Origin of the sequence: Siculibacillus lacustris (genome assembly GCF_004328075.1) — a bacterium.
In the GTDB taxonomy this organism is placed as follows: Bacteria; Pseudomonadota; Alphaproteobacteria; order Rhizobiales; family Ancalomicrobiaceae; genus Siculibacillus; species Siculibacillus lacustris.
In genome coordinates, this window is record NZ_SJFN01000001.1 from 126010 (window position 1) to 151485 (window position 25476).

Sequence of the window (25476 nt, forward strand, 5' to 3'; positions counted from 1 at the left end):
TCTCATCGCGGCGCGGGCGCGGGCGGGCCGGGAGGCGCCTCCGCGTCGGCCTGGGGTTGCACGGTCATTCGGACGTTGCCGGTGAACACGAGGTGGCGCCCCTCTTCGGAGGCCTGGAGGGCGTCGGAGTCGATCTGGGCGGCGCGTCCGGTGATGCGCACGTCGCGCTCGGCGTCGATCTTGCCGCTGACCAGGTCGACATGGGCCACCGCCGTGGTCGCCCGCCAACCGGCGGAGGTGACGACCGTGACGTCGCCGTCGAGATCGAGGGTCTCGCGCGTGCCGTCGTAGCGGCCGGCGGTCGATTCGATCTTGGCCCAGGTACCGTCGGCCATCTCGAGGTGGCCGTCGACCCCCTCGAGGGCGATCACCTTGGGATTGCGCACGTCCTGGAAGGCCTTCGCGGCGGTCACGTCGTAGCGACGATCGCCGGCGCGGCCGGTCAGACGCGGCTCGACCATGGTCAGGCCGTCCTTGGAGAACAGCACCTGGCGGACGCCGAGGCCGGCCATCAGATGGGACCGCACCCAGGTCACGCCGGCGATGGCCACCACCACCGCCACGCCGATCACCGGGATCGCCACCTTGAGGCGGCGGACGCGGCGGCTGTGGCGGTCGGCGGCGGAGCGCAGGGCGTCGCGATCGGGCGCCGGCGGCGGCACGCGCGGCGGCACGGCGCCGGAGCCGCCCACCGCTCGTCCTCCGATCTCACCCGTCTCGGCCATGATCCCCTCGCGCCGCATCCTCGGCTCCTCGTCCCGGTTCCCCGCTCAGGAATGGTCGAGGACGTCGCTCTCGGTCCAGCCCATCAGATCGAGGCGGGCGCGGGTCGGCAGATAGCGGAAACAGGCTTCGGCGATGTCGCGCCGGTTCTCGCGGTCGAGCAGGACGTCGAGCCTGGCGACCAGAGCGTGGAGGTGGAGGACGTCGGAGGCGGCATAGGTCAGCTGCGCTTCGCTGAGCTCGGCAGCGCCCCAATCGGAGGTCTGCTGCTGCTTCGACAGATCGACGCCGAGGAGCTCGCGGCAGAGGTCCTTGAGGCCGTGGCGATCGGTCGAGGTGCGCACCAGCTTGGAGGCGACCTTGGTGCAGAACACCGGCTGCGGCATCACCCCGAAGGCGTTGTAGAGCGCGGCGAGATCGAAGCGGGCGTAGTGGAAGATCTTGACCACCCCGGGATCGGCGAGCAGGCGCTGCAGATTGGGCGCCTCGGTCTGACCCTTGTCGATCTGCACCACGTCGACGGTGCCGTCGCCCGGCGACAGCTGGACGACGCAGAGCCGGTCGCGATGGGGCAGGAGACCCATGGTCTCGGTGTCGATGGCGACGCTGGCGCCGTAGTTGGAGAGATCGGGCAGGTCGCGGCGGTGATGGCGGATGGTCATGACGGACTTTCGGCGCGGGTTCGGCGGACGCCGCGCCTCGTGTCCGAGCCGCGACGGTCTTCGCATCGTCGCGCCGGTTTACCACGACCGCCGCGCCGAAACGATCCCCCCCGCCCGAGCTCCGCGCGGGGCGCAGAGCGGCCGGATTTCCCCGGTCAGACCACCCCGAGGCCGTGCAGCAGCACGACCGCGATGGCCAGCGGCGCGACGAAGCGGACGAGGACGAACACGGTGCGGATGGTCAGCCGCTCGATCAGCGAGCCTTCGGCCGCCATCCGCCGTTCCGGCGCCGCGAGGCCATAGACCCAGCCGACGAACAGGCAGATCAGGATGCCGCCGGCCGGCAGGAGGATGTTCGAGGAGAGGAAATCGAACAGGTCGAAGGCATTGAGGCCGAACAGCTTCAGATTCGCGGCGACGCCCTGCGACAGCGCCGCGGGCACGCCGAGGAGGCCGATCATGCCGATGGTGACGAGCGCCGCGAGCTTGCGGTTCAGGCCATATCGCTGCGACAGGACCGCGACCGGCACCTCGAGCAGCGACAGGATGGCGCCGACGCTGGCGATCGCCGTCAGCACGAAGAACAGGATCATGAACACCGTGCCACCGGGCATCGAGGTGAACACCGCCGGGATGGTCATGAACACCAGCGAGGGGCCGGCGGCCGGCTCGAAGCCGAAGGCGAACACCGCCGGGAAGATGGCGATGCCGGCGAGCAGCGACACCGAGAGATCGGCGAGCATCACCCGCGCGGCGGTCGCCGGGATGTTCTGATCGTCGCGGAAATAGCTGCCGTAGGTCAGCATGGTGCCCATGCCCAGCGACAGCTTGAAGAACGCGAGCCCGAGCGCGGTCAGCACCACCGCCGGGGTGATCTTGGAGAAGTCCGGATCGAACAGGAAGGCGAGGCCGCGCGAGGCGCCCGCCAGACTGAGGCTGCGCACGCACAGGACGATCAGCAGCACGAACAAGAGCGGCATCAGCCGCCGGGTCACCGCCTCGATGCCCTTGGAGACGCCGAAGGCGATGATCACGCCGGTGATCGCCAGCACCACCCACTGCCACAGCAGCGACGACCAGGGATCGGACACCAGCTTTCCGAAGACGCCGGCGGCGACCTTGGGGTCGATGGTGGCGATCTCGCCGGTCATCGACTTGAAGATATAGGCATAGACCCAGCCGGCGACCTCGGAATAGAAGGCCATGATCAGCAGGGCGGCGGCAAAGCCCATCCAGCCGATGCCCTTCCACCACCATTGGCCCTTCGGGGCCAGCCGATCGAAGCTCGACACGGCATCGGCGCGCGCGGTGCGGCCGAGCATGGTCTCGGCGATCATCACCGGCAGGCCGACCAGAAGCGTGGCGGCGAGATAGACCACGAGAAAGCCGGCGCCGCCGTTGGTCCCGGTCAGCGACGGAAACTTCCAGATGTTGCCGAGCCCGACAGCCGACCCGAGGGTGGCGACCAGCGCCCCGAAAGTGGTGGTGAATCCGTCGCGATCAGCCATGCCGTCCTGCCTCGTCTTCCGAGCCGATCCTCGCAGCGATGGTCGGTCGGGTTGTCGTCGGACAGGGCGGTATCAGCAAAGGCCTTGCGGGCCAACGGGGATTCCGCGGGGTGGTAGTCTCCGGTACGGGGGCGGGAGATCGCCCGGCGGGTCAATTCGGGATATGCTCGACGTGGGTCTCGGCGGTGCGGCCGAAATAGACCACACGGCGACCCAGGAACGAGACCAGATAGCCCGCGCAACCGGCGGCCTTCACCTTCTGCGAAAAGCCGACATAGCCGTAATCGGCAGGATTCGCCTGCGCCCACCGTACCAGACGCCCGACTTCGTCGGATTTGAAAGTCGCGGCGACACCCCCTGCGGGAAGGTGCGTCTCCAGCTCGAGACTGTCGCCGTCGGGCAGATAGAAGGTCTGGGTGTTGCGGCGATAGTCGACCGTATAGCCCTCGAAGCCGGCGGCGATCAGCCTTGCCACGATCTCGGGAAAGCCGAGGCCGTCGTCGTGCGCCGCGTTCAGGCAGGCTTCGGCAATGGCGATCCGTTCCGCGTCCATGGCAGTTCCTTTCATGTCGGTCGTTTCGGTGGTTCCGGCGGATCAGTCCGCCGGCGTCACGGTCAGTCCCCGCCGGTCGACGAGGGCTTTCAAGATCCGGTCGAGCGCTTCACGCTCATCCCCGGACAGCACGCCGAAATAGTCGAGGTCGTTGGCGTCGGCGAGCCGGGCCAGAATCGGCACCTCGGCCCGTCCGGCCGGCGTCAGCGACAGGATCTGCCCGCGCCCATCGGTCGCGCTCTCGTCACGGCGGATCAGCCCCTTGGCCGCCAGCCGATCGGCCAACTTGCTGATCGCCCCACGGGTCATGCCCATCCGATCGGCGAGCGCCGTAGGAGCCATTCCTTCGTCGTCGAACAGGGCGCGCATGAAGGTCCATTCGGCCACCGTCACGCCCTCGGCCGCGACCTTGCGGGCGAAGTTCTGCGACACGGCGTTCGACACCATGCGCATCCAGTAGCCGGTGTGATCGGTCAGGTCGGATACGACAGAGGGCACGACTCGTCTCCACAATGTTGACTAGGAAACTACACGCCCGATGTTTCCTAGTCAACAGATCACGGGAAAAGCACTGGAGATCCGAAGGACCGGCGGCCGACCGGGAGCCTCGCGGTCACTCGATCGCAGGCGTCGACGGGGCCCGCGTCCTTCGCCGCCTGCAGCGCCGGCCTGCGCCGACCGCCGATGCGTGCGCCGCCCCCGGGTGTAGGATCGCTCTCGGCCGCCGAATCCCCGGCCACGATCTGCGGAGAGCGTCCCATGGTCCTGCTGGAATTCGCGATGTATCCGGTCTCCAAGGGCGAGAGCCTGAGCGCCTACGTCGCCCGCTCGCTCGACATCATCGACAAGAGCGGCCTCGCCTATCAGCTCACCCCGATGGGGACGATCCTCGAGGGCGAGTGGGCAGAGGTGATGGCGGTGGTCACGCAGTGTTTCGAGGCGATGCGGGCCGATTGCCCGCGGGTCGAAGTGGCGCTGAAGGTCGACTATCGCCAGGGCTCGACCAGTCGGCTGACCTCCAAGGTCGCCGCCGTCGAGGACATCCTCGGCCGCAAGCTGAGCACCGGCGGCTGATCGGGCGCCGATCGCCGCCCCCGGCATCGGGCGCACCGGCCGCCGCCCGCACGCCCGGCGCATGGGCCGATGCTGCGACGGGAGACGCGAAATCCGGTGGCCGGCCTATGGCTTCGCGGGCCTCGTGCCTGTATGAGAAGGGCCGGACGCGGGCGGCTCCCGCCGGCGTCCGAGCGGTTCCACGGCAGAGCGACCCCATGCTCAAGTCTCGCGTCATTCCCTGCCTCGACGTCAAGGACGGGCGGGTCGTCAAAGGGGTCAACTTCGTCGACCTCGTCGACGCCGGCGATCCCGTCGCTGCCGCCGCCGCCTATGACGCGGCCGGCGCGGACGAACTGTGCTTCCTCGACATCACCGCCAGCCATGAGAACCGCGGCATCATCCTCGAGGTGGTGCGGCGCACGGCGGAAGTGTGTTTCATGCCGGTGACGGTCGGCGGCGGCATCCGCACCCTCGACGACATCCGTGCGCTGATGGAATCCGGCGCCGACAAGGTCTCGATCAATACCGCGGCGGTCAAGGATCGGCAGTTCGTCGCCGACGCGGTGCGCCAGGTCGGCGGCCAGTCGGTGGTGGTGGCGATCGACGCCAAGCGGGTGTCGAGCGCCGACGAACCGGCCAAGTTCGAGGTATTCACCCACGGCGGGCGGCATCGCACCGGCATCGACGCGATCGACTACGCCCGCGAGGTCACCGCGCTGGGGGCCGGCGAGATCCTGCTGACCTCGATGGACCGCGACGGCACCAAGATCGGCTTCGATCTCGAGTTGACCCGGATGGTCGCCGATGCGGTCGGCGTGCCGGTGATCGCCTCGGGCGGGGTCGGGACGCTCGATCATCTCGTGGACGGGGTGACGATCGGCGGCGCCAGCGCGGTGCTCGCCGCCTCGATCTTCCACTTCGGCACCTTCACGATCCGTCAGGCCAAGGACCACATGGCCCGCGCCGGCATCCCGATGCGGCTCGATTCCTGACGCCGACGCGCGCCCGGCCGCGGCCGCGGCCCTCCCCCAGACAGACGGGACTTACTCACAATGTCCGGCTTCACTCTCGACGATCTCGAAGCCATCATCGCGCGGCGAGCGGTCTCGGACGACGAGGCCTCCTACACGCGGCGTCTGGTCGGACGCGGCATGTCGGTGTGCGCCAAGAAGCTCGGCGAGGAAGCGGTGGAGACGGCGCTGGCGGCGGTGGCCGGCACGCGCGACGAGCTCGTCGCCGAAGCCGCCGACCTGCTCTACCATCTGTTGGTGGTGTTGAAGGTCGCCGAGGTGCCGTTGTCGACGGTGACGGCCGAACTTCACAGACGCACGGCGCAGACCGGCCTCGAAGAAAAGGCGGCGCGGCCGGCGGAGCGACGGGACGGGGCCTGAGGACGGATGGGCCCGGCGGCGACGAGCGACGGTCCGCGCGAACGGACCCGCGGAGGGAGAACGCCCTGGTGGATCAGCGTACCAACCCACGCGGCGGCGTGGACGGATCGTGGAGCGAGGCTGCGCGGTCCGTGAACGACGTGTCGCCCTATCGGCGCTTCGACCGGCAGGAATGGGCGCGGCTGCGCGCCGACACGCCGATGACCCTCGACGAGGACGATCTGGCGCGCCTGCGCGGCCTCAACGATCCGGTCAGTCTCGACGAGGTGGTGGAGATCTATCTGCCGCTGTCGCGCCTGTTGTCGCTCTATGTCGAGGCGACCCAGTCGCTGTTCCGGGTGACCAAGCGGTTCCTCGACGTGCAGGGCGCCAAGGTGCCCTTCGTGATCGGGCTGGCCGGCTCGGTGGCGGTCGGCAAGTCGACCACCGCGCGTATCCTCAAGGCGCTGTTGTCGCGCTGGGGGTCGAGCCCCAAGGTCGATCTGGTCACCACCGACGGCTTCCTCTACCCCAACGCCGTGCTCCAGCGCGAAGGCCTGATGCGGCGCAAGGGGTTCCCGGAGAGCTACGACCTGCCGGCGCTGCTCGAGTTCCTGGCGGCGATCAAGGCCGGCAAGGGCACGGTCGAGGCGCCGGTCTATTCGCATCTGGTCTATGACGTGGTGCCGGGCGAGACGATCACCATCGACCAGCCGGACATCCTGATCCTCGAGGGGCTCAACGTCCTGCAGACCTCGAAACTGCCGAAGAACGGCGCGGGCCTGCCCTTCGTCTCCGACTTCTTCGACTTCTCGATCTATCTCGACGCCGACGACGTGCTGCTGCACCAGTGGTACGTCAACCGCTTCATGCGCCTGCGCGAGACGGCGTTCCGCAATCCCGAGAGCTATTTCCATCGCTACGCCCAGATCTCGGCGGCGGAAGCGCTGAAGACCGCCGAGGATCTGTGGACCAACATCAACCTGGTCAACCTGCACGATTCGATCCGCCCGACCCGGCCGCGCGCCGATCTGGTCCTGACCAAGGGCGCCGACCACCGCATCGTCTCGGTCGATCTGCGCAAGCTGTGACGGACGGAGCGACGGTATCGCGGCGCGCCGGTGGAGGGGCGACGGCACGCCGGCGAAGCATTCGGCGTCTTGCGCCGCGGCGCGCCATCGCCTATGAAGTGCCCGCTCGCCTCCGGGGGAGCACGGAGAGGTGGCCGAGTGGTTGAAGGCGCACGCCTGGAAAGTGTGTATACGTGAAAGCGTATCAAGGGTTCGAATCCCTTTCTCTCCGCCAGAGCCCCAGCATCGTGTCGAGATGGCTGGGAAGTACATGAAGTCAAAGGGTTGAGAACCGGCTCTGCTACACGACGGCGCTACACGGGGCGACGAGCAGATGGCCAGGGTACCCGGACTTTCGCGGCGCGGAAGCGTCTGGCCGTTTCGCGTTCGCGTCCCGAAACAGCGGTAAGAGGCGATCGGCAAGGGCGAGATCGTCGAGTCGCCGGGGTCGGTCTCCCACGCCGAAGCGGCCCGGCTGGCCCGCCTCACCCATTCCGGCCTCGGTCGTCGCCCGGATCGTCGCGCTCACCTGCACCGAACCACCCGGGGCCGTCACCCTCTGAACCGGGCGTGCGATGGCCGAGGCCATCGGCGTCTCGCGCGTGTCCATCCAACGCCTCTGGGAGGCGCATCGGCTCCAGCCTCACCGACGGCGCATGTTCGAGAGGTCGAATGATCCGGCCTTCGCTGCCGAAGTCGACGACAGCGTCGGCCTCGATATGGAGCCGCCCGCTCCTGCCGTCGTCGTGGTGATCGACGAGAAGAGCCGGATCCGGGCCCTCGACCGCACCCTACCCGGATTGCCGCTGAAGCCGGGCAAGGGCGGAGCCCCGACGCACGACGACCAGTGCAACGGCACGACCGCTCTGTTCGCGGCCCCCGACGTTCTCCACGGCACCATCGTCGGCCGCGGCATGCCGAAGCACCGGCACCAGGTGCCCATCGCGTTCCTCGACGCCGTCGAGCGCGCGCTTCCTGCGGGCAAAGGGATCAGGCGGCGCGGATGCCGCCGAGGAAGCCGTCGACTTCTTTTTTCAGCTTCGACGCCATCTGAGCCAGATCGGTCGACGAGGTGAGCACCTGCGCCGCGGCGTCGCCTGTTTCGGCGATCGCGGCCGCAACCCCGGAGATGTTGGCGGTCACCTCTCGCGTCCCGACGGAAGCTTCGTGGATGCTGCCGACGATCTGCTGCGTCGCGGAGCCCTGCTGCTCTGCGGCCGTCGAGATCGCCGCCGTCATCTGATTGACGCCGTCGATCGCGCCGGAAATCGTCGACATCGCCGAAGACGCCTTCTGGGTCGATTCCTGGATGGCGCTGATCTGTTGGCTGATGTCGGCGGTCGCCTTGGCCGTCAAGTTTGCGAGGTTCTTCACTTCTCCCGCGACGACCGCGAAGCCTTTGCCGGCTTCGCCCGCCCTGGCCGCCTCGATGGTCGCATTGAGCGCCAGGAGGTTGGTCTGTCCGGCGATGGTGCTGATCATGCCGAGGATGTCACCGATCCGCCCGGTCGCCGCCGAAAGGTCTCGAACGAGACAGGAGGTTTCGGAACTCTGGGTCACGACGCCGCGAGTCATCACGGCCGCCTGCTCGACGCGCCTGACGATCTCGTTGATGGACGCCCCCATCTCTTCGGCAGCCGAAGCGACGTTGGCGACGTTGGAGCCCGCCTCTTCCGCTGCGGCGGCCACCGCTCCGGATTGGTTCGCGCTCTTTTCGGCCGAAGTGGAGAGCACGCGGGCGGCACCTTCGAGTGAATGCGCGGTGACGGCGACATGGTCGACGATTGCGCCGACGGAGCGTTCGAACATCGCCGCGAGGTCCTGCAAGGCGCGCTTGCGTTCCGTTTCGCCGCGCTCTCGCGACGCCACCGCCTCCGATTCGAGCGACTTGTTGCGGATCAATCCGGTCTTGAAGATCTCGACGGCCGCGGCCATGTCGCCGATCTCGTCGCGACGATCGATGCAGGGGACCGACACCGTGGTGTCGTCGCCGGCGAGGCGAGCCATGCAGTCGGTCATCGCCCTGATCGGACGGACCACTCTGTTGCGGACGATGAAGAAGCCACCGATCGCCAGCACCATCGCGAAGATCATGGCGCAGGCGTTGACGAAGAGAGCGAACCGCGCCCGGCCGTCGGCGGCGCCGGCGGTTTCGATCGCGGCATTCATCAGAGTGTTGGAGGTTTCGCCGAGGGTTCGCATCGAAGCGGACGTCAGCGCCTGGAATTCGGGCAGCTTGAAGATCGATTGGGGGCCGGCCGCCAATTGCTCGAGGGCGCGGGCGCGGCGTTCGGCATAGCTCCCGGCGAAATATCCGGCCCCGTCTTTCGCGATGGCCGCGCGAAGCGCGACGCCGTCGGCCGTCGCGGCGAGGGAGTCGTCGAGGAGCGACCAGAAGAGCTCCACCTTCGCGGTATGGCTCGCCATCATCCGCCGCTCATCGGCCGAGAACCCGCGATCGGCCCCGATCGCCGCCATCATCGTGAGAGCGCCGTTGCCCGCCGCAGATCTGGCGTTCCATGCCATCCGTTTGGCGAAGATCAGCTTTCCCGCGATCGGGTCGACCCGCTGGACTTCGCTTTCGAGCGCGTCGACGGCTCTCTCGATCAGGGAGAGGAACTCCAACGTCTTCGGACCGAACGTCTGCAGCACGGCCGAGTCGCGCGCCTCGAGGGGTTTGGCGAGATTGGCGTCCGCCGTCACACGCAGTCCCTTCACCTGCTCATAACCGGAAGCGAGTGCTCGTCGTGCCTCGGCCCATTGGGCGACATCGATCGTCGACCGGGCGAGAACCGACGACAGGGCCTTGTCCACCGAATCGCGATTGGCCTGCACCGCCTTGGTCGCCTCGACCACTTTGTCGGCGGGCAACGTGAGCCCGGTATTCGTATCGCCGCGCTCGAAGCGGAATGCCTGTAGAGCCACGAACAATTCTTTGTCGAGCGCCGTGACATCGGCGACCTTCTGAGCGGAACGCCACACCGTGTAGCGATCGAGCATCTGAACGCCACTGATCATCACCAGGACGCCACCAAGGACGGCGATCAGACCACCGATGATCGCACCGATACCAAGCCGACTCGATTTGCGCATAGATTCCGAGCTCCCCTAACGTAGGGTGATCATCGCTGCCGAATTCGATAAGATTTGGTGAATTCGGGTGGAATATTCCACCTCGAGCTCATGCAGGAATATCTGACTCATCGTAATCCGGGACGCCGACGTAACTTTCGTCTTCAAACACGATCTCGAACAACTGTCGATTGCGATCTCTTGCTGTGGTTGAACAACCATGCGGCGTGCCTGAAGGCCTGCACACCCCGCCACCCGACGATGGGGGCCAAGGCCGCTTCGGCAATTTCGCCCGGGAACGGCGTGCACGCGCCGCAACAGTCGCAAGGCGATGATCCGAACCCAGGCGGCACGAAACCGGTCTCGCCCATCCGGACCAACGACGGCGCGAAAGCCATGTTCGACGGCGCCCACCGCGCGGGTGGCTCGGAAACCGGTGCGGTCGCCTCATCGCTCTCACTCGGCGTCGTCGCCTCGTCCCGGATCGGGTGAGCGCGTGACGCTCCGATCACGGTGCCCATCCATGACGACGGCGAGGCTCATATTTTCAAGGCTTTGACTCGCCATCCGACTTCGGGCATCTCGGGAGCGTCGGTACGCCCGCCCGGCCCGCAGCTTCGGTCTCGATCATGAGCCTCATCAATCAACTCGATCTCAATCTGGTCCGGGTCTTCGTCGCGGTGATGGAGACGCGCAGCACGACGCGCGCCGGCGAGAAGCTCGGTCTGACACAGTCGGCGATCAGTCACGCGCTGAACAAGCTGCGCCGCATCTGCGGCGACGTCCTGTTCATCCGCACCCCCGGCGAGATGCATCCGACCCCGCGCGCGGAGGAGATGGCTCCGTCGTTGCAGGCGGCCCTCCACCACGTCGAGGCCGCCTTCGGCCCGCCCGACTTCGATCCGGCACAGAGCGACATGCGCTTTTCGATCGCCTTGACCGACTATGTCGCGGTGGCTCTTTTTCCAGCGCTCGCCGAGCGAATCCGCGACCGCGGCCTCACCGTCTCCTTCACCCTGCGATCCCTGAACGAGGTGAAGATCACCCAGGAACTCGACCTCGGCACGCTGCACGTCGCGATCGGGGTGTTCCGGCAGGTGCCGGCGCGTTTCGTCGTCGCCCCGCTCGCCCGCCTCGACAACGTCTGGGCGATGCGCGCCGATCATCCGGCGGCGGCTGGTCCGCTCGACCTCGCGACGCTCGCCGGCATTCCGCATCTCGACATCCGCCTCGCCGACCGGCCGGGCGAAGAAGACCTCATGCGCAACGTCGTCACGAGCAATCCGGATCGCCTCGACGCCCTCTTTGCCGAACAGGGTCTGACGCGTCGGATCGGCGCCGTCGTCGGGCATTTGTTGGCGGTGGCGCCGCTTCTCGCGCGCTCCGACATGATCGCCTTCGTCCCCGTCGGGATGGTTCGGCAGTTCGGACGATCTCACGGGATCGTCGGTTTCCCGCCCCCCTATCCGACCGAGCCGATGCAGCTGTCGCTGCTGTTCCATCGCACACTCGGTTCGCATCCCACGATCATCTGGCTGCGCGAGCAGCTCTACGACTTGGCGCGGCTCGAGGGATTCGAAACCGCCCCGGACGTCTGAGCCTGCCGAGCGAGCCCATCCTCCCACGATCTCCGTCCGATTCGTCGCCGCCCTGGTGCGTGGGCGTGTCGGCGATCGGCGCACGACATAATGAATTGTACTCATTTTACGAGTGCCATCGTTTCATTTCACTCATTCAACCGAATTGGGCATGGTCTCTTCATCGGAACACCGAAACCCGAACTCGAAAGGAACATCCCATGAAGATCCTCACCGCCTCCCTCGCCGCCGTCGTCCTCGCCACCTCCTTCGTCGCGGCCCGCGCCGAGGAACGCGACGTGGCCGCGGCCCCCGTGGCCGTCTACCTGCAGTCGATCGGCCGGGCTGCGGCCGCCGCCGCCCCGGTGATCGAGAGCCGTCAGGCGGCCCCGATCGTCTCCGGCAGCGCGCTCTCCGAGCGCGACCGGATCATGATCGAGCACACCTCCGGTGAAAGCCACTGATCGCGCCGTCGTCCGCGTCGCGCACGGTCCCCTCCGTTTCCGGAACCATGCGCGACACGGGCGGCTCGAAACCGGCCCTTCGTCCGACGTCACCCAGGAGATCTCCCAGCATGCCGTCCAAATTTCGTCTGCTCGGTCTCTCCGGCAGCTTGCGCCGCGGGTCCTATTCGACCGCCGTCCTGGAGACGCTGAGCGCCGCGGTGACGGCCCGGGCCGACACGACCGTCTTCGACATCGGCACGCTCCCCCACTACGACCAGGATCGGGACGGAGCGGTCCCGCCCGAAACGGTCGTCGAATTGCGCCGCCGCATCACCGAGGTCGACGGTCTCGTCGTGGTGTCGCCGGAGTTCAACTACGGCATTCCCGGCGTGCTCAAGAACGCGATCGACTGGGCGTCGCGGCCGGCCTTCGCCTCGCCGTTGAAAGGCAAACCGGTCCTGATCGTCACGTGCTCGCCGGCCTTCACCGGTGGCGTCCGCGCTCAGAGCCAGCTGCGCGAGACCTTCGCCGCCACCTTGTCGCGCCAAGTCGCTTCACCCGAGGTCGTCATCGGTCAGGTCCGCGACAAGATCGTCGACGGCCGCCTGATCGATCGCGCGGCGCTCAACTTCTCGCTCGGCGCCTACGAGGCGCTCTTTGCCGACATCGCCGCGATCCGCGCCGCGTCGTGAGCCGACCGTTCGCGCCGCCTCCCACCTCCCGCGGCCGGCGTCGAGGCGCGGCGGTTCACTTCGCGGTCGAGCGTCGGCGCCGCGATCGCCGACCGGCGGAACCGCCGAACCGCGCCTCGGTGAGGTTCACCAGACCGATCAGCCCGAGCGCCACCGCCATGTAGAGCGCCGTGGCGATGGCGAAGATCTGGAAGGTCAGGAAGGTCTCGTGGTTGATCTCCTGGGCGACGTGGGTCAGTTCCGCCACGCCGATCGCCGCGGCGAGACTGGTGCCCTTGAAGAACAACAGGATCTGGTTGCAGATCGCCGGCGTCGCGGCCCGCACCGCCTGGGGCAGCACGACGAAGACCATGCTCGCCACGAAGCCGAGGCCACTGGCACGGGCGGCGAGATATTGGCCGGGCGGCAGCGAGCGGATGCCCGAGCGCAGATCCTCCGACACATAGGCCGCGAAAGCCGAGGACAGCGCGAGCGCGGCGTAGACGAATTCCGAGGCCGAGGCATTGATCGGCCCGGTGATCCGATCGGGCAGGATCTGAGGCATGGCGAAGTACCAGAACAGCATCTGCACCACCATCGGGATGTTGCGATGGCAGGCGACCCAGGCGGCGAGGAGCGGCTCGAGCCAGCGCGGCAGCGCCGCCCGCAGGAGCGCCATCGCGAAGCCCGCCGTGCCGCCGACGATCACGAAGGTCACCGTCAGTTCCAGGGTGGTCAGCAGGCCGTGGCCGATCGCGCCGAGGTAGGGCGGTTGCAACAGCGTCGGCAGCCAATCGGCCGAGGTCATGGGGCCACGTCCCGCGGAGGCGGTGCGAGTTCGACGAAGTCCGGTGGGTCGAAGGCCCTGACCGGCGGCAGCGGCCCGTCGAACCGTTCGATCTCGACCAGACACGACTGGGCGCTCGGCCCTTGGGTCAGCCGCGACGTGCCGATGTCGGCGGTCAGCACATTGGGATTGCCGTGGCGGTCGAGCGGGCGATCGGAGCCGTCTTCGACCGGGTCCCACCACGCGCCGGTCGGCAGACAGGCGACGCCGGGCACCACGCCGTCGTCGAGTCCCGCCACCGCCAGACAGGCGCCGCGATCGTTGAAGAGGCGCACCGCGTCACCGTCGCCGATGCCGCGGGCGCCCGCATCGGCGGCGTGGAGGCGGACGACCTCGCGGCCGCGCCGCTTGCCCTCGGCCGAGCGACCGCCGTGGTCGTATTGGGAATGCAGCCGGTGTTCGGGTTGGTTCGACAACAGGTGGAGCGGATGGCGCGCGGCGAGCGGGCTGCCCCAGCCCTCGCGCGGCGGGATCCAGGCCGGATGGCCGGGGCAGTCGGCATAACCGAACCGCGCCACGGTCTCGGAATAGAGTTCGATGCGGCCGGAGGGCGTTCGCAAACGATTGGCCTCCGGATCGGCGCGGAATTCGGCGAGGAGATCGGTCTGTTCGGCCGGCGCCAGGGCCGGCCGCAGCACCGGCCCCTCGGCCCAGAAGCGGTCGAACTCGGGCAGGTCGCCCGCTTCCGGGGTGCGCACCCGGAATTCGTCCCAAAGCCGCCGCAGCCAACCGTCGGTGTCGAGCCCCTCGGTGAAGATCTCCGCCGCCCCGAGCCGTTCGGCCAGCGCCGAGAAGATCGCATAGTCGTCGCGCGCCTCACCGACCGGAGCGAGGACGCGGTGCGAGGGCGAGACGAAGCGGTCGCGCACCGACGCGGCGATGTCGTCGCGCTCGAGCGCCGTGGTCGCCGGCAGGACGATGTCGGCGTGGCGGGCGAGCGGGTTCCACCAGGACTCATTGACGATCACCGCCTCCGGCCGCTGCCAGGCCCGGCGCAGGCGGTTGAGGTCCTGATGGTGATGGAACGGATTGCCGCCGGCCCAATAGATCAGCCGCAGATCGGGATAGCGCCGGGATTCGCCGTCGAAGTCGTAAGTTTCTCCCGGCGACAGCAGCGCATCGGCGATGCGGGCGACGGGAATGAAGTCGGCGACCCGGTTGGTGCCCTGCGGCAGCACCGGCCAGCGCGTCGCCGGGACGGCGTTGCCGACGCCGTTGACCGAGGCATAACCGAAGCCGAAGCCGCCGCCGGGCAGGCCGATCTGGCCGAGTAGCGCGGCGAGCGCGATCGTCGCCCAATAGGGTTGCTCGCCGAAATCGGCCCGCTGCAGCGACCACGCGACCATCAGGAACGACCGCGTCGCCGCCAGCCCCCGCGCCAGCGCCCGGATGGTCGCGGCCGGCACGGTGGTGATCGCTTCGGCCCATTCGGGGGTCTTGGGGGTGCCGTCGCCGGCGCCCCGGACGTAGTCGACGAAGACGGCGTGGCCGGTGGTGAATCGCTCGAGGAAGGCCCGGTCGACGAGGTCCTCGGCGATCAGCACCTCGGCCAGCGCCAGGATCAGCGCGGTGTCGGTGCCCGGGCGGATCGGCAGCCATTCGACGTCTTCGCCGGCGCCGTCGGCGCGCAACGGCGAGACGCAGATCACCCGGGCGCCGTTCTCTCGCGCCCGCGCCACCGCCTCGCCGACGATGTGGCGGGCGATGCCGCCGGAGCTCACCTGCGCGTTCTTCAGCGGCGCACCGCCGAACATCACGATCAGCCCGGCATGATCGGCGATGCGGTCCCACGGGGTGTGACCGTCGATCAGCCCGCTGCGGTCGCCGATCACGTGCGGCAGGAGGTAGTCGGCGGTGGCGAAGCTGTAGTTCTGGACCGAGCGGGTATAGCCGCCGATCGCATTGAGGAAGCGGTGGACCTGACTCTGGGCATGGTGGAAACGGCCGGCCGAACTCCAGCCGTAGGAGCCACCGAAGATCGCGCCGTTGCCGTGGGTGTCGCGGACCCGCGCCAGTTCGGCGGCGGCGAGATCGAGCGCCTCGTCCCAGCCGATCTCGACGAAGGGCTCGCGTCCCCGGCCCTCGCCTTCGACCCGGCCGGTGCGACCGGCGCGGCGCGCCGCGAGGAACGACGCCCTGACCGCCGGCCGGCGGATCCGCGCCGGCGCGTCGTTGGCGGCGATCACCCCCTCGATCAGCCGCGACGGGTCGGGATCGGCCTCGAAGGGGTCGAAGCCGACGATCTGGTCCTCGGCCATGCGGGCGCGGTAGAGCCCCCAGTGGGTGGCGACGATCGGGTGGGGCGGGCGCGGCGGCATGGCGGGCGTCTCCTCGGGAGTCAGGTGGGGTGCGAGCCGAGCTTGCCCGGGTTCATGATGCCGCGCGGATCGAAGGCCGCCTTCAGGCTGCGCATCAGCCCGAGGGCGGGGCCGTGTTCGGCCTCGAGGAAGCGCAGTTTGCCGAGGCCCACGCCGTGTTCGCCGCTCGCCGTGCCGCCGCTCGCCAGCGCCCGCTCGACCACGCGGGCGGCGAGCCGCTCGGCCTCGCGGATCTCGTCCGCCGCCCCGGGCATCACCAGATAGCTGACGTGGAAATTGCCGTCGCCGACATGGCCGTTGATCTTGGCGCGCAGGAACGAGGCGTCGGCATCGGCGCGGGCGGCGAGGATGTTCTCGGTCAGCCGCGAGATCGGCACGCAGGCGTCGGTGGCGAAGGTCGCCGAGCCCGGGCGCAGCGCCCGCGTCGCCGGGTTGGAGTCGTAGCGCGCCCGCCACAGACGGTTGCGCTCCTCGGGATCGGTGGCGAAGCGGAAATGCCGACCGCCGAACTCGGCGGCGATTTCCTCGACCTGCGCCGCCTGTTCGGCCACCCCGGCCGGGGTGCCGTGGAACTCCAGGAACAGGGTCGGCGCGACCTCGAGCGCGAGATGCGAATAATTGTTGGCGGCCTCGATCGCCACTTCGTCGAGGAATTCGATGCGGGCGACCGGAATCGCCGACTGCATGGTGGCGATCACCGTGTCGACGGCCGCCGCCAGGGTCGGGAAGGTGCAGACCGCGGACGAGATCGCCGCCGGAATCGGATGCAGCCGCACCGTGACTTCGGTGATGATGCCGAGCGTGCCCTCGGCGCCGACGAAGACCCGGGTGAGGTCGTAGCCGGTCGAGGACTTGCGCGCCCGGGTGCCGGTGCGGATCACCTCGCCGTCGGGCAGCACCACTTCGAGCGCCAGGACGTTCTCGCGCATGGTGCCGTAGCGCACCGCGTTGGTGCCGCTCGCCCGGGTCGAGGCCATGCCGCCGATCGAGGCGTCGGCGCCGGGATCGACCGGGAAGGTCAGGCCGGTGTCGCGCAGATGGGCGTTGAGCTTTTCGCGGGTGACGCCGGGCTGGACCACCGCGTCGAAGTCTTCCGCATGGACCGCGAGCACCGCGTCGAGGCCGGAAAGATCGATCGACACCCCGCCCCGCGGCGCGTGGATCTGGCCTTCGATCGACGTGCCGACCCCGAACGGGACAACCGGCACGCCGTCGTCGTTGCAGATCGCCAGGGCGCGGGCGACGTCCTCGGTCGAGCGGGCGAAGAACACCGCATCGGGCAGCATCGCCGGCAGGTAGGAGAGATCGTCGCCGTGGCTGCGGCGCACGTCCTGCGACCGGCTCACGCGCTCGCCGAACAGCGCCGCGAGCCGATCGATGGTGGTCTCGATCCCGGTCATTGCCGCTCCCTTTCGCACCGGCGCCGCGCCGTCCGACCCGCGCCGCTCACAGGCGGAAGTCCGAGCCCTTCTGGGCCATCAGGGCGTTGAGGTTGAGCATTTCCCAGGTGGTGTCGCCGCGCAGCAGGGCGGCGCGGAAGCGGGCCTCCTTGGCCTCGCGCTCGGCGGAGGCGACGGCGATCGCCGGGATCGCGGCGGCCGGGATCACCACCACGCCGTCGTCGTCGCCGATCACCAGATCGCCCGGCGAGACCAATTCGCCGCCGACCACCACCGGCTTGCCGAGCTCGCCCAGCGTCTCCTTGATCGCCCCCTTGATCGACACCGCCCGGGCGAAGACCGGGAAGCCGAGCGCGTGGATCTGCGCCGAATCGCGCACCCCGCCGTCGACCACCAGACCGGCCAGCCCACGGGCCTTGGCGCTGCTCGCCATGACCTCGCCGAACAGGCCCTGTTCGGTGAAGCCGGCGGCCGCCACGACGATCACCTCGCCGGGCTTGGCGAGCTTCAGCGCGGCATGGAGGGTGAGGTTGTCGCCGGGCGGGCAGGAGCAGGTGAAGGCGCGGCCGAGCACCCGCATCCCCGAGCGGATCGGCTTGATGGCGGAATCCAGCGCCCCCTTGCGCCCCATCGCCTCGTGGGCGGTGGCAGCGGTCACGGTGCGATAGGCGACGGCGACGTCGATCGGTTCGGCAGCGGTGGTCATGAACGCGGGTCCTCGTGGATCTTCAGCGGGTGACGTCGGCGACGCCCCAGACGTAGTTCTTGCGCGGGAACTCTTCCCAGTACTGGCGGTAGTCCTTGTGCGGGAAGGCGCGGTAGGGCCGCTCGCGCAGCGCCTCGACGTCGATGTCGACCCCGAGCCCCGGCGCGGTCGGCAGGTCGACCCAGCCGGCCTCGGAGACGAGGCCCGGGGCGGCGATCTCGGCGCAGGCGGGCTCCAGATTGACGAAGCACTCGGCGATCAGGAAATTCGGGATCAGCGCCGAGACGTGCACCGTCGCGGCGAGACCGACGATCGGGCTGTTGTAGTTGTGGGGGCTGATCGCCACGGCATGGGGCTGGGCGGCGGAGGCGATGTCGAGCATCTGCAGGATGCCGCCGACCGCGCAGACGTCCGGGTTGAGGATGTCGGCGGCGCGCTTCTCGAAGACCTGGGCGAACTGTTCCTTGGTGTAGAGCGTCTCGCCGGTCACCACCGGGGTCGAGATCGCCCGGCGGACCTCGGCGACCAGATCGATGTTGTCGGAGAGGCAGGGCTCCTCGTAGCAGAAGATGCCGAACTCCTCGAGGCGGCGAGCGACGCGGATCGCATGATGCGGCGCGACGCGGCGGTGGGCGTCGATCAGCAGGTCGACGTCGGGACCGAGCGCCTCGCGCACCGCGCGGACGTTGGCGACCGCATAGTCCTCTTCGGCCGCCGAGATGAAGGTGCGCCAGGGGCCGGGGAACGGGTCCCACTTCAGCGCCGTGAAGCCGCGTGCCTTGATCTCCAGGGCGCGTTCGACGGTCTGATCGATGGTCGAGACGCCGTACCACCAGCCGTTGGCGTAGATCCGGACCTTTTCGCGCGAAGCACCGCCGAGCAGATCGTAGACCGGCAGGCCGGCGATCTTGCCGACGATGTCCCACAGGGCGATCTCGATGGCGCTCCAGGCGCACAGGAACTCGACCGAGGTCCGGCGGATGGCGAAGTCGTCGAACAGGATCTGCCCGGTGTGGCGGATGTTGAAGGGGCTGCGGCCGATCACGTGCGGCGCCATCGCCTTGATCCAGTCCTCGACGATCGTCTCCTTCTTGACCCCGACATAGGCCTCGCCCCAGCCGTGCACGCCTTCGTCGGTCTCGATCCGCACGAACAGCAGGTTCTTGCCGCTGCCGGGATGGAACAGGAAGGTCTCGATCCGTTCGATCTTCATCGGTGTGTCCGCTCTCCTCGCCCGCCGGGCGGTTGTTCAGAAGTCGACGACGATGCCGCGGGCGGCGAGCGCCACGCTGTGGCCGTTGAGGTCCCAGGGCGTGGCGCCGTCGGCGAGGGCGGCGATCAGCGCCGCCTCGCGCGCCGCCTTGTCGGCGCAGCGGGCGAGCACCGCTTCGGCCGCTTCCGGTGCGACGATCACCACGCCGTCGTCGTCGCCGATCACCAGATCGCCGGGCCGCACCGCGACGCCGCCGAGGACGATCGGCAGGTTGAGCGGGCCGAGCACTTCCTTGACCGTGCCCTTGATGCAGATGTTGCCGGCGAACACCGGAAAGCCGACCTCGGCGATGGTGGCGCTGTCGCGCACCCCGCCGTCGGTGACCAGCCCGCCGAGGCCGCGGCCCTTGCCGCAACTCGACATGACGTCGCCGAACATCCCCTGCTCGGTGGCGCCGCGGGCGTCGCAGACGATGACCTCGCCGGGCCGCGCCATCTTCAGCGCGGCGTGGAGCGACAGGTTGTCGCCGGGCTCGCACTGGCAGGTGAAGGCCGGGCCGGCGACGGTCCAGCCGGCGGCGAGCGGCTTGATCCGTGAGGCGAGCGCCCCGCGGCGGCCTTGGGCGTCGAAGACGGCGGCGGAGCCGTAGGCGAGCAGGCGGCGGGCCAGCGCCACCGGGTCGGTCGGATCGGATGCGGTCATCGGGAGCTCCTCGGGCCGTCGGGCGGCGGGATGGCGAGATCGTCGGATCGGGGGGCGCCGGCCTCGGCGAGGACGGCGAGCGCGGTGGCGAGATCGGCGGGCGGGCGGCCGGCGAGTTTGTCCGCGACGCCGGTGGCGGCGGTGGCTTCCAGGCGGGCGACGATCGCGTCGGTCAGGGTCGGGGCGATGCCGACGGCGAGGACGATGTCGCGGGAGAGCCGCACCTCGTCGGCGCGGCGGGCCGCATGGATCGGATGGGACTCGACCAGCAGCTCCGCCGTCGCCCGCGCCGGACGGGCGTCGAGGAAGCCGCAGAAGTCGTCGAGCACCGCGTCGAGCACGCCGGCGCCGCGCGCCACCAGCAGCGCCTCGACCCACAGCGCCTCGAGCCCCTTGGCGAGGATGCTGCGGACCAGTTTGACCCCGGCGGCGGTGCCGATCGGTCCCTCGACCGGCGCGATCGCCATGCCGAAGCGATTGAACGCCGCGGCGAAGTCGGCCGCTCCTTCGCCGCAGACGATCACCGGCACGCGGTGACCCGAGGTCGGGACCGAGCCGAGGATCGCCGCATCGAGATAGCGCCCGCCCGCGGCTGCGACGATCGCGGCGCAGGCCCGCTTGTCCTCGGGCGAGGTCGAGGAGAAGTCGACCCACAGGGCGCCGGGCGCGATGTGGGGCGCCGCGCTGCGCGTCGCCGCGCGGTCGACGGGCGCCGGAACCAGGCAGAAGACGACGGTCGCCGCGGCGAGACGGGACGCATCGGCAGCGAGATCGACCGTCGCCGCGCCGGCCCGTTCGAGCAGCCGCTGCCGCGCGGTGGAATCGGCCGCCGCCGGATCGACGGCGACGAGCGGCCCGATCCCGGCGGCGGCGAGCCCGGCGGCGAACAGTCCCGCGGCCTCGCCGAAGCCGACGAAGCCGAGCCGGATCGCGGTCGCGCCCATCACCATTTCTCCGGCGCGACGATCGCCGCGCTCTCGGCCGGCGAGGCGCCGGAGCGGAGCGCAGCGAGGAGGACGTCCTCCTTGCGGACGGCTTCTTCAGCCTCGCCGATCACCGCTTCGATCAGGGCGGCCGGCACGACGATGACGCCGTCGGTATCGCCGAGGATCAGATCGCCCGGGCGGATGCCGACCCCGGCGATGGTCACCGGGCCGTTGAACTCGACCAGTTCCATGCGGTGCTTGCCGGTGCGCGGGGTGGCGCCGCGCGCCCACACCGGCAGGCCGAGGCGGCGCATGGTCTCGACGTCGCGCACGCAGCCGTCGACGACGATGCCGGCGAACCCCTTCTCGGCGACCGCGGTGGCCATCAGGCCGCCGATGTTGGAGGCGAAGGGCACGCCGCTGCCGTCGATCACCATGACGTCGCCGGGCTCCGACAGCGTCACCTCGTCGAGCCCGCCGAGTTTCGGCGAGGTGCGATGGGCGACGTTGTGGCCGGCGTTGAGCGGCGCCGGTCCGTGGCGCACGGTGACCGCCGGCCCGACCATGCGCTGGCCCGGGGCGATCGGCGGCAACAGCGCCGCGGGAATCGCGCTGTCGACGCCGTGGCCGTCGAGCACGTCGGCGATCGACGAGGTCAGGTCGGGCAGGGCGCGATAGCGCGCCAGCAGCGCCGCCGCCGGTCGCGGGACGGCGACGGTGCGGATCCGCTCGGGCGGCACGAGGCCGAGGAGGCGTCCCTGGTAGGCGGCGAGGTCCCGTTCGACGGCGGATGTCATGCTCGGCTCCGAGGCGCGGCGGCGATCGCCGGCCGGTTCACTTGCGCGGATGGGAGAAGTCGCAGACCCGCCGGGCGAGTTCGGCGACGCTGCGGTCGATGAAGTCGTCCCGATAGATCGCCGCATATTCGAGCGGCGGGATCGGCACGTTGGTGGTCAGCACGGTCAGCCGGTCGCCGGCGTGGACCTGGAAATAGTCGCGCGGCAGGTAGGACACGCCGATGCCGTTCTCGGCGAGTTCGGCGAGCGCGATCATGCTGTTGCAGGTGATGGTGTGACGCGGGACGACGCCGCGCTCGGCGAGCGCCCGGGTCATCGACCCGTGCAGCAGCGAGCCTTCGGCGAAGGTCAGGAGCGGCAGTTCGGCGAGATCCTTGGCCGACAGCACGCCCTCGAAGCGGGCGGCGACGGACGGCGCGCACATCCAGGCGGATTCGAGCGCCCCCAGCCGCCGGCTCGGGAAATCCGCGGCCTCCTCGAGCGCCACCGACGGGCACAGCGCCAGATCGAGCCGGCAGGCGGCGAGGTCGCGCACCAGATTGCGGGTCAGATCGACCCGGGCGGTCAGCCGGGCTTCCGGAAAAGTCTCGGTGATCGAGCGGATCAGCGGCGACAGCCAGGTCAGCGCCACCATCTCGGTGACGCCGAGCCGGAATTGGCCGGAGAACGCCCGATCGTCGCCGGCCTGGCGCATGATGCCGTGGCGCAGGTCGAGCATCCGGGCGAAGTCGCCGAGGAGTTCGCGGCCGCGCAGCGTCGGCTGAGCGGTCTTGCTCGCGCGATCGAAAACGGAGAAGCCGAGGCAGGCCTCGATCTCCTGGATGCGCTTGGAGATGGTCGACTGGGTGGTGTTGAGGCGCTCGGCGGCGGCATGGAAGCTGCCGAGCTTCTCGACCCAATGGACCGCTTCGATCTGTTTGAGGGTCACCATCGCCGTCACGCCCTGCCCTCGCGGCCGCGGTCGTCGGTCATGCCTGCATCCCCCAGCGCCGGATGGTCGCGGATTCGATGGCGCGGAAGACCACGCCCTCGACCAGCAGGCCGATGACGATCACCGTCAGCAGACCGGCGAAGACGTTGGGCGTCTCCAGCGCGTTGCGGTTCTGGAAGATGTACCAGCCGAGCCCGGCGGCGCCACCCGAGACGCCGAACACCAGTTCGGCGGCGATCAGAGTCCGCCAGGAGAAGGCCCAGCCGATCTTCAGGCCCGACAGGATCGCCGGAAAGGCCGCCGGGATCAGGATCGCCCGGACGAAGGCGAAGCCCTTGAGGCCGTAGTTGCGGCCGACCATGCGCTGGGTGGCGCTGACCGACTGGAAGCCGGTCAGGGTGTTGAGCGACACCGCCCACAGCACCGAATGGACGATGACGAACACCACCGAGCCGACGCCGAGGCCGAACCACAGCATGGCCAGCGGCAGGATGGCGATCGCCGGCAAGGGGTTGAACATCGACGTCAGCGTCGAGAGCACGTCGGTGCCGATCCGCGTGCCGATCGCCAGCGCGGTGATCAGCGTCGACAGGACCACCGCCACGCCGTAGCCGACCAGCAGAATCCGCAGGCTGCCGGACACCGCCGAGACCAGGGCGCCCGAGCGCAGGCCGGCGACGAAGGCCTCGAGCGTCTCGGTCAGCGACGGGAACATCAGCGGATTGGCGAGCTGGCGGGCATAGACCTCCCAAATCACGCCGAGCACCACCACCACCGCGACCCGGCGCAGCCAGGTGGTCTCGGCGAGGCGGACGATCAGGCCGCGCTCGACCACCACGTCGGGCGCGAGATCGTCGATCGCCGGACGCAGGATGTCGGGGCGCGGCGCCGGCTCGCCGGGGCGGGCGGGGGAAAAGATCTCGGGCTCAGCCATGGGCGATCTCCTCGCCGGCGAACAACAGCCGGTTGATCCGCTCGGAAAAGGCCTCGAATTCGCTGCCGCCCGCCTGATCGTGGCCGAAGCGGGTGGCGTCGAACTCGGCGACGATGCGGCCGGGATGGGGGGTCATCACGACGATGCGGCTGGCCAGCACGATCGCCTCCTGGATCGAGTGGGTGACGAAGACCAGCGAGAAGCGGATGTCGTCCCACAATTCGAGCAGTTCGCGCTGCATCCGCCGGCGGGTGAGCGCGTCGAGGGCGGCGAAGGGTTCGTCCATCAGCAACACCTTGGGCTCCATGGCCAGCGCCCGGGCGATCGCCACGCGCTGCTTCATGCCGCCCGACAGGGTGTGCGGGAAGACGTCGGCGAAGCGGCCGAGGCCGACCTTCTCGACCGCGGCGCGGGCCCGGTCGCGCCATTCGGCGCGAGGGAAACGCTTCGTCGCGCGCATCGGGAAGACGACGTTGTCGACGACCGACAGCCACGGCAGCAGCTGGTCGAACTCCTGGAAGACGAACATCCGGTCGGCACCTGGTTCGCGGACCCGCTCGCCGGCCAGCCGGATCTCGCCTTCGGTCGGGGCGATGAAGCCGCCGATGCTCTTCAGCAGGGTCGACTTGCCGCAACCCGAGGGCCCGAGCAGGACGAAACGGTCCTGCGCCTGGAGGTCGAACGAGACCCGCCGGGTGGCGGTGACGATCCGCTCGGGCGTGACGTATTGCAGCGTCACCCGATCGACCTCGAGCAGCGGCTTCGCCACGACGCTGTGCGACGGCTCCCGACTCATGAACATGCCTCGTCCCCTCTCGACCCGACCGCCGGTCGTCAGCTGCCGGCGCCCTGATTGATCGGCGGGAAGAACACGTCCTGCCAGCGCGCCGGGACCTCGGCGAGTTGGCCGAGTTCCTTCATGAAGCGCGCCGTCTCGACCACGCCGTTGGGACGGGTGACGTATTCGGCGGCGTTGGCGCGGATCATCTCGATCTGCTGATCTTCGGTGAGCTTGGCGGGTTCGGCGCGGAAATAGATCTCGGCGGTGCGGCGCGGCTCGGCGGCGACGAAGGCATCGGCCTCGGCGAGGGCGTCGAGGAAGGCGCGGACCACCGCGGGCTTGGCTCTGACGAACTTCTCCAGCCCGGCGACGACGCCGTTGGTCATCTCGGGCGGGTTGAAGTCGTCGGAGGTGCCGATGACGTGGACGTTGGCCGTGCGGGCGAGCACCTCGTTGAACGGCGAGGTGGCGAAATAGACCTGGACCGCCTTGCCGCTCGCCAGAGCGGCGACCGCTTCCGGGTGCGGCAGGGTGACGATCTGATCGTCGAAGCGTTTGGCCTCGCTCGGCCCGAACAGCTTGGCGGCGGCGCGGCGCAGCACCAGGGCCTGCGAACTGGTCGGTCCCGGCAGAGCGATCTTGTCGGTCGGGCGGATGTCCTTCACCGAGCGGATCGCCGGATCGTTGGCGTAGATCGTGTAGGTGCCCTTCCAATAGGCGCTGATCCCGCCCATGGCGAAATTGCCGCGGGTCTTGGCGTAGCCGATCAACAGCGGCAGCATGCCGAGGGCGGCGATGTCGACGCTGCCGGCGAACAGGCCGTCGGTCAGCGCGCTCGGGCCGCCGAGCCGGCGAATGTCGAAGGTGACCTCGGCGCCTTGGGCCTTGGCGTGGCGGGCGAACAGGCCCTCCGCCTCGGCGACCAGGAAGGGCAGATAGGGCAATCCGAACTGAACGCCGATGGTGACGGTGTCGGCGGCGCGGGCCTTCCCGGACAGGAAGGGCGCGGCCAGACCGCCGGCCAACAGGCCCAGTCCGTGGCGTCGGGTGATGGGGTGCATCTGCGGTCTCCTCGTCGCCCGGCGAGCCCGATGGTGTGGGGCCCCTCCCCGCGCCACCGACCGTCGCCTGCCATTCCAAAATTTCATTATGACTATCTATTCAATAGAATTTGGCGTCCATCGGAGCGCGGGAAATATCCTTCGAAATTCCC

General features: G+C 69.2%; 26 protein-coding genes, 1 tRNA gene and 1 pseudogene. 10 read left to right on the forward strand and 18 right to left on the reverse strand.

Translation table 11 applies throughout. The annotated features are described in order from the left end of the window. Positions 1-2 precede the first annotated feature (2 nt). From lptC to EYW49_RS00640, 5 genes are all read right to left on the reverse strand, one after another. The gene (gene lptC, locus EYW49_RS00620; protein ID WP_131304861.1) at positions 3-725 is read right to left on the reverse strand and encodes an LPS export ABC transporter periplasmic protein LptC; all 723 of its coding nucleotides are present in this window, start codon (positions 723-725) and stop codon (positions 3-5) included. A 45-nt stretch (positions 726-770) separates the two neighbouring features. Beyond that, positions 771-1385: a ribonuclease D gene (locus tag EYW49_RS00625; protein WP_131304864.1), complete on the reverse strand. Its 615-nt coding sequence runs from the start codon at positions 1383-1385 to the stop codon at positions 771-773. Positions 1386-1540: 155 nt separating this feature from the next. Then, a complete protein-coding gene (locus tag EYW49_RS00630) occupies positions 1541-2893 on the reverse strand; it encodes a sodium-dependent transporter (protein ID WP_131304866.1) in 1353 nt (450 codons plus the stop codon). 151 nt (positions 2894-3044) lie between these two features. Beyond that, the gene (locus EYW49_RS00635; protein WP_131304868.1) at positions 3045-3446 is read right to left on the reverse strand and encodes a DUF1398 domain-containing protein; all 402 of its coding nucleotides are present in this window, start codon (positions 3444-3446) and stop codon (positions 3045-3047) included. A 42-nt stretch (positions 3447-3488) separates the two neighbouring features. Next, positions 3489-3944, reverse strand: coding sequence for a MarR family winged helix-turn-helix transcriptional regulator (locus tag EYW49_RS00640; protein WP_228259355.1), 456 nt, complete (start codon positions 3942-3944; stop codon positions 3489-3491). Positions 3945-4205: 261 nt separating this feature from the next. On the opposite strand from EYW49_RS00640, the gene EYW49_RS00645 reads away from it, so the two are divergent. The 6 genes and pseudogenes from EYW49_RS00645 to EYW49_RS00670 form a co-directional block, all read left to right on the forward strand. Continuing rightward, positions 4206-4520, forward strand: a complete 315-nt coding sequence (locus tag EYW49_RS00645) for an MTH1187 family thiamine-binding protein (protein ID WP_131304870.1) — start codon at positions 4206-4208, stop codon at positions 4518-4520. 197 nt (positions 4521-4717) lie between these two features. Beyond that, positions 4718-5494 carry an imidazole glycerol phosphate synthase subunit HisF gene (gene hisF / locus EYW49_RS00650; RefSeq protein WP_131304872.1) on the forward strand — a complete coding sequence of 259 codons (777 nt, stop codon included), beginning with the start codon at positions 4718-4720 and terminating at the stop codon, positions 5492-5494. 60 nt (positions 5495-5554) lie between these two features. Further along, the gene (locus EYW49_RS00655; RefSeq protein WP_131304874.1) at positions 5555-5893 is read left to right on the forward strand and encodes a phosphoribosyl-ATP diphosphatase; all 339 of its coding nucleotides are present in this window, start codon (positions 5555-5557) and stop codon (positions 5891-5893) included. Positions 5894-5991: 98 nt separating this feature from the next. Continuing rightward, complete coding sequence (coaA, locus tag EYW49_RS00660) at positions 5992-6963, forward strand: type I pantothenate kinase (RefSeq protein ID WP_131305198.1); 972 nt, start codon at positions 5992-5994, stop codon at positions 6961-6963. Between the two features lie 124 nt (positions 6964-7087). Further along, positions 7088-7177: transfer RNA gene (locus EYW49_RS00665), tRNA-Ser, on the forward strand. A 271-nt stretch (positions 7178-7448) separates the two neighbouring features. Further along, positions 7449-7934, forward strand: a pseudogene (locus EYW49_RS00670) (IS630 family transposase); the annotation flags it as partial. Here the strand turns inward: EYW49_RS00670 and EYW49_RS23650 are convergent. After that, on the reverse strand, positions 7933-10035 hold the full coding sequence (locus tag EYW49_RS23650) for a methyl-accepting chemotaxis protein (protein ID WP_131304878.1): 2103 nt from the start codon (positions 10033-10035) through the stop codon (positions 7933-7935). The pseudogene EYW49_RS00670 and the gene EYW49_RS23650 overlap by 2 nt on opposite strands. 57 nt (positions 10036-10092) lie before the next feature. Between EYW49_RS23650 and EYW49_RS00680 the strand changes: the two genes are divergently transcribed. From EYW49_RS00680 to EYW49_RS00695, 4 genes are all read left to right on the forward strand, one after another. Then, a complete protein-coding gene (locus tag EYW49_RS00680; RefSeq protein WP_131304880.1) occupies positions 10093-10506 on the forward strand; it encodes a hypothetical protein in 414 nt (137 codons plus the stop codon). Positions 10507-10643: 137 nt separating this feature from the next. Continuing rightward, positions 10644-11612, forward strand: a complete 969-nt coding sequence (locus EYW49_RS00685; RefSeq protein WP_131304882.1) for a LysR family transcriptional regulator — start codon at positions 10644-10646, stop codon at positions 11610-11612. Positions 11613-11812: 200 nt separating this feature from the next. After that, positions 11813-12055, forward strand: a complete 243-nt coding sequence (locus EYW49_RS00690; RefSeq protein WP_131304884.1) for a hypothetical protein — start codon at positions 11813-11815, stop codon at positions 12053-12055. A 110-nt stretch (positions 12056-12165) separates the two neighbouring features. Beyond that, a complete protein-coding gene (locus EYW49_RS00695) occupies positions 12166-12729 on the forward strand; it encodes an NADPH-dependent FMN reductase (protein WP_131304886.1) in 564 nt (187 codons plus the stop codon). A 55-nt stretch (positions 12730-12784) separates the two neighbouring features. Here EYW49_RS00695 and EYW49_RS00700 read toward each other — a convergent pair whose 3' ends face one another. From EYW49_RS00700 to EYW49_RS00755, 12 genes are read right to left on the reverse strand one after another with little or no spacing between them, the layout of a single operon-like run. Continuing rightward, positions 12785-13516: an amino acid ABC transporter permease gene (locus EYW49_RS00700; protein WP_131304888.1), complete on the reverse strand. Its 732-nt coding sequence runs from the start codon at positions 13514-13516 to the stop codon at positions 12785-12787. After that, positions 13513-15873 carry a molybdopterin-dependent oxidoreductase gene (locus EYW49_RS00705; RefSeq protein WP_131304890.1) on the reverse strand — a complete coding sequence of 787 codons (2361 nt, stop codon included), beginning with the start codon at positions 15871-15873 and terminating at the stop codon, positions 13513-13515. The genes EYW49_RS00700 and EYW49_RS00705 overlap by 4 nt, the downstream gene beginning before the upstream one ends. 20 nt (positions 15874-15893) lie before the next feature. Further along, a complete protein-coding gene (locus EYW49_RS00710) occupies positions 15894-17273 on the reverse strand; it encodes an FAD-binding oxidoreductase (RefSeq protein WP_131304892.1) in 1380 nt (459 codons plus the stop codon). 46 nt (positions 17274-17319) lie between these two features. Beyond that, positions 17320-17979 carry a 4-carboxy-4-hydroxy-2-oxoadipate aldolase/oxaloacetate decarboxylase gene (locus EYW49_RS00715; protein WP_131304894.1) on the reverse strand — a complete coding sequence of 220 codons (660 nt, stop codon included), beginning with the start codon at positions 17977-17979 and terminating at the stop codon, positions 17320-17322. A gap of 22 nt (positions 17980-18001) precedes the next feature. Continuing rightward, positions 18002-19192, reverse strand: a complete 1191-nt coding sequence (locus EYW49_RS00720) for a mandelate racemase/muconate lactonizing enzyme family protein (protein WP_131304896.1) — start codon at positions 19190-19192, stop codon at positions 18002-18004. 36 nt (positions 19193-19228) lie between these two features. Beyond that, positions 19229-19894, reverse strand: coding sequence for a 4-carboxy-4-hydroxy-2-oxoadipate aldolase/oxaloacetate decarboxylase (locus EYW49_RS00725; protein WP_131304898.1), 666 nt, complete (start codon positions 19892-19894; stop codon positions 19229-19231). Further along, positions 19891-20838, reverse strand: a complete 948-nt coding sequence (locus EYW49_RS00730; protein WP_165498078.1) for an NAD(P)-dependent oxidoreductase — start codon at positions 20836-20838, stop codon at positions 19891-19893. The genes EYW49_RS00725 and EYW49_RS00730 overlap by 4 nt, the downstream gene beginning before the upstream one ends. Then, complete coding sequence (locus EYW49_RS00735; protein ID WP_131304902.1) at positions 20838-21617, reverse strand: RraA family protein; 780 nt, start codon at positions 21615-21617, stop codon at positions 20838-20840. The genes EYW49_RS00730 and EYW49_RS00735 overlap by 1 nt, the downstream gene beginning before the upstream one ends. A 37-nt stretch (positions 21618-21654) precedes the next feature. Continuing rightward, positions 21655-22548, reverse strand: a complete 894-nt coding sequence (locus EYW49_RS00740; protein WP_228259373.1) for a LysR family transcriptional regulator — start codon at positions 22546-22548, stop codon at positions 21655-21657. A gap of 37 nt (positions 22549-22585) precedes the next feature. After that, entirely contained in the window at positions 22586-23482 is an 897-nt protein-coding gene (locus EYW49_RS00745) for an ABC transporter permease (RefSeq protein ID WP_131304906.1), read from the reverse strand. After that, entirely contained in the window at positions 23475-24284 is an 810-nt protein-coding gene (locus EYW49_RS00750) for an ABC transporter ATP-binding protein (protein WP_206365338.1), read from the reverse strand. Before EYW49_RS00750 ends, EYW49_RS00745 begins: the two co-directional genes overlap by 8 nt. A 32-nt stretch (positions 24285-24316) precedes the next feature. Further along, the gene (locus tag EYW49_RS00755; protein WP_165498079.1) at positions 24317-25324 is read right to left on the reverse strand and encodes an ABC transporter substrate-binding protein; all 1008 of its coding nucleotides are present in this window, start codon (positions 25322-25324) and stop codon (positions 24317-24319) included. Positions 25325-25476 lie beyond the last annotated feature (152 nt).